The sequence below is a fragment of the Pseudomonas sp. FP1740 genome (assembly GCF_030687165.1).
In the GTDB taxonomy this organism is placed as follows: Bacteria; Pseudomonadota; Gammaproteobacteria; order Pseudomonadales; family Pseudomonadaceae; genus Aquipseudomonas.
This window is the reverse complement of the sequence record NZ_CP117461.1, coordinates 3,211,334-3,223,484: the sequence shown is the minus strand read 5'-3', so window position 1 is coordinate 3,223,484 and position 12,151 is coordinate 3,211,334. Positions and strand designations below refer to the sequence as shown.

The window sequence follows — 12,151 nt, the reverse complement described above, 5'->3', positions numbered from 1 at the left end:
AAGCATCACTCTCTCTATAAAGCCCCTGCCCATGATTGTGCGTCCCAAGCCGAATCTGCTCGGCATGTTGTTTTCCCTTAAAGGCTCGATTGCCAAGCGCATTGCCTTGCGCAGTCTGTTGGTGACCCTGCTGGCGTCGGTAATCGTGCTGGTGGAGATCTGGCACCCGGCGTATTTCTCCAAGGTCAACGCCACGCCGTTCACCCTGTTGGGGCTGTCGTTGTCGATCTTCATGAGTTTTCGCAACAATGCCTGCTACGACCGCTGGTGGGAGGGCCGCAAGCATCTGGGGCAGTTGATCATCGAAGTGCGATCGTTGATTCGTCAAACCCAGGGTCTGATGGCGGCGGCCGAACGTGAACTTATGCTGCGTGAACTCTGCGGATTCGCCCATGGCCTGATCGCCCGCCTGCGCGTTGAAAACGAGATGAGTGCCATCAAACCGTGGACGCAGGACGCCCCGGACGCAGGGCACCCGAATATCACTGACGCGGTTTTGCAGCGGATCGGCGTCCGGTGCTCGGCCCTCGCCGAACGCGGTCAGATCAGCGAGTGGCGTTATACCCAACTGGAAACGCGACTGGTCAGCCTCAGTCAGGTCCAGGCCAGTTGCGAACGCATCAAAAGTACGCCGCTGCCCTTCCCCTACACCCTGTTGCTGCACCGCACCATCTACCTGTTCTGCATCCTGTTGCCGTTCGCCATGGCCGAACCCCTTGGCTGGTTGACTCCGGTGATCACCGCCATTGTCAGTTACACCTTTTTCGGCCTCGATGAAATCGGCGACGACCTGGAAGACCCGTTCGGTTTCGATGAGAACGATCTGCCGTGCAATGCGATTTTGCGCACACTGGAGCGCGAAGTGCTGGCAGCGCTGGGGCAAACCGACTTGCCAGCGGCCCTTGAGCCAGACGACTACGTGCTGAACTGAGCCAAGGTTTGACTCACAGCCCGGCCTGACCGAAGCTGGTGACTTTGTAAAAACCTGTCAGCTTCCGGATCCCTGCATGCCTCAGTCCCGCCGCTATCTGCTCATCAGCCTCTGTGCACTGCTTGCCCTCGCCCTCGCCTGGTTTTTTTTGCGCAGCACGACGCCTGTGGTGCCGGAGGCAATTCGACGCGGCTACAGCGAAGCGCTGACCCAGGCACGCACGGGGCAACCGGGGGCGGCGCGGGTTCTTTACCAGCAATTGGGCCGCCCTGACCTGTCCGACAAGCGCCGCGTCTGGCTGCATGCCGAACTGCCCAACTACCCCAGCCCGCAAGCCCTGAAACTGGCGGATGCGGACCTGCAACATCCATCGGCGGATGTACGCATCGCGGCGATCAAAAGCATCAGCGGTTTAGTGCCCAATGGACAGCGAAGTCTGTTGCTCGGGCCCTTGCTCGATGACAGCGACCCAAGCGTTCGGTTTGCGGCGGTCAACGCCCTGCTGGGGCTGTCCCCGGATGAGCTGGGGTTGTATTTCGGCCCTCTGGAGCAAGCCATTGATGCTTGGGAACAGGTCCTCAAGCAGCAGCCGGAAAACGCCGACACCCAGTACCAGCTGGCACGCCTGCATTTGCACAATGTCGAACTGAAGGACGCGCAGCAGGCATTGGAGCGCACGTTGCAACTGGCGCCCGGCAACTTGCCGGCCCTGGTGATGCAGATTGACGTGCTGGATCGACAGGGCCAAAGCGATGCCGCCCAGCAATTGTTGGCGAAACAGTTAAAGGCCCAGCCCGATTCGGCCTATCTGCAGCATGCGTTGGGGCTCTGGTTGCTGCATCACGGGCAAAGTGAGTTCGCGTTGCTCGGGCTGTCCAAAGCCGTGGAGCTTGAACCCGACAACAAGGATTACCGCTACGACCTGGCCACCACGTTGCATGGCGAGCAAGAGCTGGAGGCCGCGCAGAAACAGCTGCAGGAAATCGTCCAGCGCCACCCGGCCGATCGCAAGGCGCGCGTGCTGTTGATCAACTATTGGAAGGAAAGCGGGCAGTTGCAGAACGTACAGATCCTGTTGGCGCAGCTCGAGCAGCTCAATCCGGATGATCCGGCGTTGCAGCAAGGGCTATAAACGATCTCTCGGTAGCCGCTACAAATCAGAGCAAGAAAAGGTTGAACCGCCGACTCGACGAAAGGTCAAGTGATCAGGCAGCCCATTTCAGGCACTTGAAGCCTGCTGCCTCGCTTCCCCTAGTCATGAGAGGGCATTTTTTGACTACATCTAACGAGTTGATCAGCGCAAAAGCCGGTACCGGTATCGAAGGTCTGGATGACATCCTGGCCGGTGGATTGTCCCGCAGCCATCTGTTCTTGCTGGAGGGTGAACCCGGAACCGGCAAAACCACCGTCGCGTTGCATTTTCTGTTGGCTGGCGCCTGTGCCGGCGAACGCTCGTTGTACATCACGCTGTCGGAAACCGAGCGCGAGCTGCGCCAGGGCGCGTTGTCTCACGGCTGGGAGCTCGATGAGAACATCCACATCTTCGAGTTGACGCCGCCGGAAAGCCTGCTCAATGCCGAGCATCAGCAGAGCCTGCTGTACTCCTCGGACCTGGAGCTGGGTGAAACCACCAAACAGATTTTCGAAGTGGTCGAACGGGTCAAGCCGACTCGCGTGGTGCTCGACAGCCTGTCCGAAATCCGTCTGTTGGCCCAGAGTTCTTTGCGATATCGCCGGCAGATTCTGGCCATCAAGCATTACTTCGTGCGGTATGACGCCACGGTGCTGCTGCTCGATGACCTGACCACCGAATCCCTCGACAAAACCGTGCACAGCGTGGCCCATGGAGTGATTCGTCTCGAAGAGCTGACGCCCAACTACGGTGCCGAACGCCGGCGCATCCGCGTGGTGAAGTACCGCGGCCAGAAATACCGTGGTGGTTTCCATGACTTCACCATCATGGGCGACGGCGTGCATGTGTTCCCGCGCCTGGTCGCGGCCGAACACCGCGGGCGTTATACCCGCCAGCAGTTGACCAGTGGCATCACGGAAATGGACGCCCTGCTCGGTGGCGGTATCGAGACGGGCTCCAGCACGTTGATTCTCGGTCCGGCCGGGACCGGCAAATCGCTGATCTCGATGATCTTCGCCGCTGCGGCCGTGGCCCGTGGTGAGAAGGCCGCGCTGTTCATCTTCGATGAAGAGCTGGGACTGCTGTTCGAACGGATGAAAAACATCGGCATCGACCTTCAGGCATTGCAAGACACCGGCAACCTGATGATCGAGCAAGTGGACGCCGCCGAATTGTCCCCCGGCGAGTTCTCCCACCGGGTTCGCCGTTATGTCGATGAGGGCCAGATCAAAACCGTGGTGATCGACAGCATCAACGGCTATCAGGCCGCGATGCCCGAGGAAAATGCGCTGGTGCTGCACATGCACGAGTTGCTGCTGTACCTCAATCGTCAGGGCGCCGCGACGTTCATGACCGTCGCTCAGCATGGGCTGGTCGGGGACATGCAGGCGCCCGTCGACATTACCTATCTGGCCGACACCGTCATTCTGTTGCGCTACTTCGAGGCGCTGGGCAAGGTTCGCCGGGCAATCTCGATCATCAAGAAACGCACCGGCAGCCACGAATCGACCATTCGCGAATACCGCATCAGCAGCCAGGGCATCACCATCGGTGAGCCGCTGGATGCATTCCAGGGTGTGTTGCGCGGCGTGCCGACTTACATGGGCGCGAGTAATCCGTTGCTTCAGGAAGACGTCAAGTGACCGTCATCGAGGCGATGTCCGAACGCGCAATCATTCTTGCGCCGGTGGGACGCGACAGCCAGATCGCGCTGATGATACTCAACGAAGCCGGGTTCGACGGGATCATCACCCCGGATCTTGTTGCGTTGTGCAGTGAACTTGAGCAAGGCGCCGGATTGCTGGTGATCGCGTCCGAAGCCTTGTTGGGCGCAGACCTGGAACCGCTGCTCGGTCTGATCGAGCAGCAACCGGCATGGTCCGACCTGCCGATCGTACTGCTGACCCACCACGGAGGCCCGGAACAGAACCCGGCATCGCGGCTCGGCCCTCAGTTGGGCAATGTAACGTTTCTCGAGCGGCCATTTCATCCGGTGACCCTGATCAGCCTGGTCACCACCGCGTTGCGCGGGCGACGACGGCAGTATGAAGCCCGGGACCGACTGATTGATCTGAGCCAAAGCGAACTGCGCCTGCAAAATACTCTGGAAACCCTCGAACAACAGGTCGAAGAACGCACGGCACAATTGCGTCACAACGAAGAAGCCCTCAGACAATCGCAGAAAATGGAAGCGGTCGGTCAACTCACCGGCGGCATCGCCCATGATTTCAACAACATGCTGACCGGCATCATCGGTAGCCTGGAGCTGCTGCGTCGACGCCTGGCCCGAGGGCGCACCGAGGACCTGGACAGCCTGATCGACCTGGGGGTGACGTCCGCCAACCGCGCGGCGGGCCTGACTCACCGACTGCTGGCGTTCTCCCGACGCCAGTCGCTGGATTCAAAACCCGTGGAGATGAACGTCCTGGTGGCATCCATGGATGAACTGTTACAACGCAGCATCAACGAAAGCATTCACCTGGAAATACAACTGGACGACCAGCTGTGGGTGGCCGAGGCAGACCCCAACCAACTCGAAAGCGCCCTGCTCAACCTGGTACTCAATGCCCGGGATGCCATGCCCGACGGCGGAAAACTGCTGGTCAAAACCTCCAACCAGCATCTGGATGCGCAATACACCCAAGCCCATGACAATCTCCAACCCGGTGATTACATCGCCCTGAGCGTCACCGATACCGGTTACGGCATGCCGGAAAGCACCATCAACCGGGCCTTTGACCCGTTCTTCACCACCAAACCCATCGGCCAGGGCACGGGCCTGGGGTTGTCAATGATTTACGGTTTCAGCAAACAGTCCGGCGGCCACGTCACCATCCACAGTGACGTCGGAAAAGGCACCACGGTCAGTCTGTTTTTACCGCGTTTTCGGGGTGAGCTCGTTCAAGACACACAAGTCGATCTGCAACACGCGCCTTACGCCAGGGAAGGCGAAACCGTGCTGATCGTCGAGGACGATCCCGCGGTACGAGTCCTGGTCAGCGCCGTATTGAGTGAATTGGGCTACGCCTTCGTTGAAGCGGGCGATGCCGACAGCGCGCTGCCGATTCTCGATTCCGGGCAGCGTATCGACCTGTTGATCAGCGATGTGGGATTGCCCGGGATGAACGGCCGACAATTGGCGGAAATCGGCCGCCAATACCGGCCCGACCTCAAAGTGTTGTTCATCACCGGGTATGCCGAACACGCTGCCGTGCGCGGTGGTTTTCTTGACCCCGGCATGCAGATGATCACCAAGCCGTTCACGTTCGACCTGCTGACGGCGAAGGTGCGGGAAATGATCAGAATCTGAAGCACTCTTGCATAGGAGCTGCCGCAGCTTCAGGACAGCATGTCCTGCATGATCTGTTGCAACACATCCAGATCGAATGGCTTGGCCAGGATCGGTGCTTTGCGGGTGATCGGGCTGTCGGTCTCGCGGATCTCCTGCGGGTAACCACTGATGAAGATCACCTTGAGCTCCGGTCGCAATTTCACTGCAGGCTCGGCAATCTGCACACCGGAAATCCCGCCAGGCAGGCGAAAGTCGGTGATCATCATGTCCAGGTGCGGTTTACTCGCCAGAATTTCAAAGGCCTGCTCGCCGTTTTCTGCTTGCAGCACCCGGTAACCTTCACCAGACAAATAAGCTGACAACACCATCAGGATCGAAGGGTCATCCTCGACGATCAATACCACGTCTTGTGCATCTTCACTCATGGAAAACCTTTGTTCGGTCAATAGCTGCTGATACGACCGTATGGTCACTCAGAGGTTGCGTTCATTTGGCTGTTTTCCTGCAGCGGCAGACAAACGCGAAATAAGGCGCCTTCGCCAATCCGGCTCTCGACGGTGATGGAGCCACCATGGGCGGCGACAATCTGCTCCGAAATAAACAGTCCCAGGCCCAGCCCCGCCACAACCGCCCTGGCGGAAACTCGCTCGAACTGCTGAAAAATGCGCTGCTGATTCTCATCACTGATCCCGATACCACGATCCTGAACCTCAACCCGCGCTTGCCCGGCGTGATTGTACACGCGTACGTCGATCGGGCTCTTGGCACCATAGCGCAAGGCATTGGTCAGCAGGTTGGAAATCACTTGCTCGATACGGAACTCGTCCCAACAGCCCAACACGGATTGGTCGGCGATCAGGGTGACCGAGGACTCTGCCGCCTCGACCTGCGGTGCAAAGTTTTGCAAAAGATTGCGTACCAGTTGCACCAGGTCAAACCGACTGGGGCGGATCGACAGCTTGCCGGTGCGGATGCGCGAGACATCCAGCATGTCTTCGATCAGGCGGATCAAGCTTTTGATCTGCCGCTCATCGCGGTCGACCATGGCGTGCATCTTATCAAGGGTGAACGCTGCGGCGTTATCCCGGGCCAGGTGCATTTTGCGCAACTGGGTTTCGAGGATCAGGCCATTGAGCGGCGTACGGACTTCGTGCGCGACGATGGACATGAAGTCATCTCGCATGCGCACCGCTTGCTCAAGCTCATTGCGGGTGTGCTGCAACTGCTCGAACAGAGCCTCCTGCTCCCGGCGACTTTGCTCCAGGGCCTCGACTTGTCGCATCATCGCCTTGCTTTGGCGATACAGGTCGACGAAGACATTGACCTTGCTCTTGACCGCCATAACATCCAGTGGCTTGTGCAGAAAGTCCACGGCCCCGCTTTCGTAGCCCTTGAACGCGTAATTGAGCTCGCGGCCGGCAGCGCTGACGAACACGATCGGGATGTTTTTGGTTTTTTCCGTGCCGCGCATCAATTCAGCCAGTTCGAAGCCGTTCATGCCGGGCATCTGCACATCGAGAATGGCCATGGCGAATTCGTGCTGCAACAACAACGACAAGGCTTCGTCGGCGGACAAGGCCTTGTAGACGAGGCGGTCTTCACGCCTGATCAGCGCCTCAAGCGCCAGAAGGTTCTCCGGCAGGTCGTCGACGATCAGTAATTTGGCCTGGATATTACTTGGCATGCGATACGTTCCAGTTCGACAAGCAGACGGCCGAAGCACCGATGACGATAGCTCCTGTACACGGAAAACCTGCACTGTTCATGATTTTCGGTAGATCCGTTCTTGCTTGACCAACGGTTCGAACTGATTGCCGTAGGCCGAAAAATCCAGGGTTTCCTTACTGCCCAGCGCCAGAAAGCCCCGATGACACAGGGATTCATGAAACAAGCCGAACGTTCGATCCTGAAGATTTTTATTGAAGTAAATCAATACATTACGACACGAGATTAATTGTGTTTCCGAGAATACGCTATCGGTAGCCAGGCTGTGATCGGCGAAGGTCACGTTGTCGCACAGGCTCTTGTCAAAAATGGCGTAGTCATAGGCTGCCGTGTAGTAATCAGCAAACGAACGCTGACCACCGGCCTGCTGGTAATTGTGAGTGTAGGCCCGAACATTCTGCAGGGAGAAAATCCCTTGCCTGGCTTTATCCAGCGAGCGCGGATTAATATCGGTGGCATAGATGATGGTGCGCTCCAGCAGGCCTTCTTCGCGCAACAGAATCGCCATCGAATAGACCTCTTCACCGGTGCTGCAACCGGCAATCCAGACCTTGATCGACGGATAGGTCTTGAGCAGTGGCACCACTTCCTGACGCAGCGCCAGGAAGTGTGAAGGGTCGCGAAACATTTCGCTGACCGGAATCGTCAGCAATTGCAGCAGCTGCATGAATGCGGTCGGATCGTGCAGGACCTTCTCTTGCAGCGCCGAGATGGTATTGCACTCGAATTGGCTCAATGCATGGTTGACCCGACGCTTGATCGACGCGCCGGAGTAATCGCGAAAATCGTAGCTGTATTTGAGGTAGATCGCTTCGATCAGCAACCTCAATTCGATTTCGCTGCGCTCCATTAGAGGCGTTCCATCTTCGGTAACCACACACGAATCAGCGAGAACAGGCGATCCAGGTCGATGGGCTTGGCCAGGTAGTCGTTGGAGCCGGCCTGCAAGCAGCGCTCCTGATCGTCCTTCATCGCCTTGGCCGTCACCGCAATGATCGGCAGCTTGCGCCAGCGCGGGTCCTTGCGGATTTCCAGGGTGGCTTCGAAACCATCCATTTCCGGCATCATCACGTCCATCAGCACCAGGTCGATGTCCTCGACTTCATTTAATCGCTCAATTGCTTCACGACCGTTACGACCAATCACCACCACCGCGCCCTTCTGCTCCAGCGCGCTGGTCAGGGCGAAGATATTGCGTACATCGTCGTCCACCAGCAGCACTTTGCGCCCCTCGAACACCTTATCGCGGCTGCGGGCGGTCTTGAGCATGGTCTGGCGTTCATGGGATAAACGGGATTCGACCTTGTGCAGGAAGAGTGTCACTTCATCCAGCAACCGCTCGGGCGAACGCGCGCCCTTGATGATGATCGAGCGCGAATACTTGCGCAGCTCGGCCTCTTCGTCCCGGGTCAGATTGCGCCCGGTATAGACGATCACCGGTGGAAACGAGCAGATATCCTCGCAGGACATGCGCTTGAGCAAGTCATTGCCAAGCATGTCCGGCAGTTTCAGGTCGATGATCATGCAGTCGAAAATCGTGGTGCGCAGCAAATCGAGTGCATCCTGCGCCAGGCCGACGGCAGTGATTTCGATGTCCTCGTCGCCGATCAATCGGGCGATGCTGTCACGCTGCAGATCGTCGTCTTCGACCAGCAATATGCGTTTGACCTTCTGGGTCAGTTTGGCTTCGAGGCGGGCAAACACCTCCTTGAGCACCTCGCGCGTAGTCGGTTTGACCGCGTAACCGATGGCGCCCATGTGCATGGCGGCCTCGACACGGTCTTCGACCGAGATCACATGCACGGGAATGTGCCGGGTTTCGGCGTGCTCTTTCAGGCGCTGCAACACCGTCAGCCCGGAATGATCCGGCAGCCGCATGTCCAGCAGGATCGCGTCGGGGATGAATTGCCTGGCCAGGTCGTAGCCTTCATCGGCGCCGTAGGCCACCAGGCACTGATAACCCAGTTCATGGGCCAGATCGTAGAGGATGCGCGCAAAGTCCGGCTCATCTTCCACCACCAGGATGCAACGAGTGGCGAACGGCGCCTTGTAGCGATCATCATCGAAACCCGCGATTTCGACCTCGGCAACCAGCGGCACAGGTGCGGTAGCCACGATGGCTTGCGGCATGGCCACCGGCGTGGCTTTCATCGTTTCGACAGGCATATCGCCCGGTTCGATGTAGTGCTGCGGCAACACCAGGGTGAACACACTGCCCTGCCCCGGCGTGCTGGTCAGGCTGATGGAGCCGCCCAGCAACGTAGCCAGATCACGAGAGATCGACAGGCCCAGGCCGGTACCGCCGTAACGACGGTTGGTGGTGCCGTCGGCCTGACGGAAGGCTTCAAAAATGCTGTCCTGATGATCCGGCGCAATGCCGATCCCGGAATCACGGACGATAAAGGCGATGCCCTCGCCTGGCTGAGCCGCGACGATCAGGCTGACGGTGCCCTTTTCGGTGAACTTCACCGCGTTGGACAGCAGGTTCTTGATCACTTGCTCCAGGCGCTGGCGATCGGTGAACAGCATCAGCGGTGCGTCAGCGCGCAATTCGACTTCAAAATCCAGTTTCTTGTCCGCGGCCAACGGCTCGAACATTCCTCGCAGGCCTTCCACCAGGCGCGCAACGCTGGTGTTCTCCGGACGCACCTCAAGCTTGCCGGCCTCAACCTTGGAAATGTCGAGAATGTCGTTGATCAGGTTGAGCAAGTCGTTGCCGGCGGAATAGATCGACTCGGCGAACTTGACCTGCTCGGCGCTGAGGTTTTCCTGCGGGTTTTCCGCCAGCAATTTCGCCAGAATCAACGAACTGTTCAGCGGCGTGCGCAGCTCGTGGGACATGTTGGCGAGAAATTCGGACTTGTACGTGCTGGCACGCTGCAATTCTTCAGCGCGGGCCTCAAGCTCAAGCTGGGCCTGATTCAGCTGACTGTTCTTCAGGTCCATGGCGTCGCGTTGCTCGGCCAGGATCTGCGCCTGTTCGGCGAGTTGTTCGTTGGTTTGCTCCAGCTCGATCTGCTGGGTTTCCAGGTGAGCCTGGGACTCCTTGAGAACCCGCGACTGCTCTTCCAGCTCTTCGTTGGCGCTCTTGAGTTCTTCTTGCTGAACCTGCAACTCTTCATTGAGTTGCTGGGTTTCAGCCAGAACTTCCTGTAAGCGCTGGCGATAGCGCGCCGCTTCGATCGAGGTGCCGATGTTGCCGGCAACCAGTTCGAGCAACTCGATGTCACGATCTGTCAGCGGTCGCAGGAAACCGAGTTCGATCACCCCGTTGACGCGATCGTCATTGCTGGTCGGCGCCACCAGTACACTGTGTGGTAAACCTTCGCCCAGGCCGGAGCTGACTTTGAAGTAGTCCCCTGGCACCTCATCAAGACGAATCAGGCGCGCCTGTTGCGCCACCTGGCCGACAATCCCTTCGCCATTGTAAATCTGCTGCTCGAGTGCTTCCTGTTCCCGGGAGAAACCGTAAGACGCGATGCGCTTCAGGCCACCATGCTCCTCACGGACATAGATCGCCGCGACGGCGCTGCCCAGGTATTGCGCGCAGAACTGCAGGATATTGCGGCCCAACAGATTGAGCGATAACTGCCCCAGGACTTGCTCGGCCAGTTCGGTCTGGCCGTTGCGCAACCAGGCCTGCTGTTCCAGACGCCGGGCGCTGGCCTGTTGCGCGGCGAGGTTGACGCTGTAGCTGCGGGACAGGTTGAGCAGATCCCGGCGGCCGACATAGGCCAGCAATCCGCTGATACCGGCCACGAACAACAGATACAGGGCGATGCTCCAGATGGTGGTGCTTCGCACTTCTTCATTGCGCGTGGCACGCAACTGCTGCTCCATGTCGATCACGTCTTCGAATTGCTTGCGGATCTCATCGGTCAACCGTTTGCCGCGCCCGACCTTGACGACGCTGCGGTAATCACCGCCTGCGCGCTGCAAATCGATTATCGATTGCGCGTAATTGGCCCATTCCGTCTGCAAGGCCTGGAGCCGGTGCAAACGGTCGGTTTGCACCGAATTGTCCGCGGTCAGTTCGAGCAAGGTATTGAGGGCGACCGTTATTCTTGGCTTGGCCGTCTCATAGGGCTCGAGAAAATGCTCGTCGCCAGTGAGCAGGAAACCGCGCATACCGGTTTCCAGATCGACGGTCAGTTTTACGGCTTCATTGGCATTATTGATCACCCGGTCCGAGTGCTGGACCCACTGGATCACCGACAGCAGATAGGTGATCAGCAAGACAAAGAACGCCGCGCTGATGACACCGACACCCAACGGCAGGCTGACGTTGCGGCTCAGGAGTTTACGGAATCGTTGCTCATCAACCGCAGGCGCAGAGGTCATGGGAAGCCTTGTCGAACTGTTGAAAGCCATCGAGTCTGCCCCAAATCAGCCGAGGGTATCCATTTTTCTGACACGTTTTTCGGCAAAATCCTGCATTTCACTGCCCCAGCGCAAAGGAGCGGTTACTCTGTGCGGCTCTTGTGCGGCTATTGTTCTTTGTAACGCCTCGGGAACTTGTCGTGATCCGTCACTTACTCATGCAAGAGCCCGGCGATTTCGATCGACGCTATCGCAAATCCAACCTTTGAGACCCCACTATGTCCACCAACGCATCCACCATCCTGGTCGTCGAAGACGATGCCATCGTGCGCATGCTGATCGTCGATGTGCTGGAGGAACTGGAATACCGGGTACTTGAAGCCGATGGCTGCGAAGAGGCGTTGGATTTCATCAACGATGAGGATCGGCACATCGACTTGCTGATGACCGATGTGGGGCTGCCAATCATGGACGGTCGGGAGCTGGCCAAGCAGGCACGCATGCTGCGCCCCGAGTTGCCGATTCTGTTCGCCAGCGGTTATGCCGAAAGCATCGAGGTGCCTGATGACATGCATGTGATCGGCAAGCCGTTCTCGATTGATCAACTGCGGGATAAGGTCAAGGGCATACTTGAAACGTAACTAAGCGCTTAAGCCGCGCCAAGCACCTGCTCCTGAAAAGAGCGGTACTTCTTAGTTGTTCCGCAACGGAACAGTCCGCACCCATAAATACTTTATGACCCCACCTGAAA

9 protein-coding genes are annotated in these 12,151 nt (G+C 58.3%); 5 read left to right on the top strand and 4 right to left on the bottom strand.

Features of this window, described 5'->3' with window-relative positions; genetic code table 11:
- Nucleotides 1–31 precede the first annotated feature (31 nt).
- The 4 genes from PSH69_RS14620 (at nt 32) to PSH69_RS14605 (ending at nt 5,373) form a co-directional block, all read left to right on the top strand.
- Complete coding sequence (locus tag PSH69_RS14620) at nt 32–931, top strand: bestrophin family protein (protein ID WP_305412690.1); 900 nt, start codon at nt 32–34, stop codon at nt 929–931.
- 76 nt (nt 932–1,007) lie between these two features.
- A complete protein-coding gene (locus tag PSH69_RS14615; RefSeq protein ID WP_305412689.1) occupies nt 1,008–2,063 on the top strand; it encodes a tetratricopeptide repeat protein in 1,056 nt (351 codons plus the stop codon).
- A 140-nt stretch (nt 2,064–2,203) separates the two neighbouring features.
- The gene (locus PSH69_RS14610) at nt 2,204–3,706 is read left to right on the top strand and encodes an ATPase domain-containing protein (RefSeq protein ID WP_305412688.1); all 1,503 of its coding nucleotides are present in this window, start codon (nt 2,204–2,206) and stop codon (nt 3,704–3,706) included.
- Complete coding sequence (locus PSH69_RS14605) at nt 3,703–5,373, top strand: ATP-binding protein (RefSeq protein ID WP_305412686.1); 1,671 nt, start codon at nt 3,703–3,705, stop codon at nt 5,371–5,373. The genes PSH69_RS14610 and PSH69_RS14605 overlap by 4 nt, the downstream gene beginning before the upstream one ends.
- Nucleotides 5,374–5,402: 29 nt before the next feature.
- On the opposite strand, the gene PSH69_RS14600 is transcribed toward PSH69_RS14605, so the two are convergent.
- The 4 genes from PSH69_RS14600 to PSH69_RS14585 all read right to left on the bottom strand — a co-directional run bounded on the left by PSH69_RS14600 (nt 5,403) and on the right by PSH69_RS14585 (nt 11,421).
- Nucleotides 5,403–5,780: a response regulator gene (locus PSH69_RS14600; RefSeq protein WP_038983388.1), complete on the bottom strand. Its 378-nt coding sequence runs from the start codon at nt 5,778–5,780 to the stop codon at nt 5,403–5,405.
- Between the two features lie 44 nt (nt 5,781–5,824).
- On the bottom strand, nt 5,825–7,039 hold the full coding sequence (locus PSH69_RS14595; protein WP_305412682.1) for a hybrid sensor histidine kinase/response regulator: 1,215 nt from the start codon (nt 7,037–7,039) through the stop codon (nt 5,825–5,827).
- A 78-nt stretch (nt 7,040–7,117) separates the two neighbouring features.
- Nucleotides 7,118–7,930, bottom strand: coding sequence for a protein-glutamate O-methyltransferase CheR (locus PSH69_RS14590; RefSeq protein WP_105341841.1), 813 nt, complete (start codon nt 7,928–7,930; stop codon nt 7,118–7,120).
- The gene (locus tag PSH69_RS14585; RefSeq protein ID WP_305412680.1) at nt 7,930–11,421 is read right to left on the bottom strand and encodes a response regulator; all 3,492 of its coding nucleotides are present in this window, start codon (nt 11,419–11,421) and stop codon (nt 7,930–7,932) included. Before PSH69_RS14585 ends, PSH69_RS14590 begins: the two co-directional genes overlap by 1 nt.
- 257 nt (nt 11,422–11,678) lie before the next feature.
- Between PSH69_RS14585 and PSH69_RS14580 the strand changes: the two genes are divergently transcribed.
- Nucleotides 11,679–12,041, top strand: coding sequence for a response regulator (locus tag PSH69_RS14580; protein WP_111453626.1), 363 nt, complete (start codon nt 11,679–11,681; stop codon nt 12,039–12,041).
- Nucleotides 12,042–12,151: the final 110 nt, after the last annotated feature.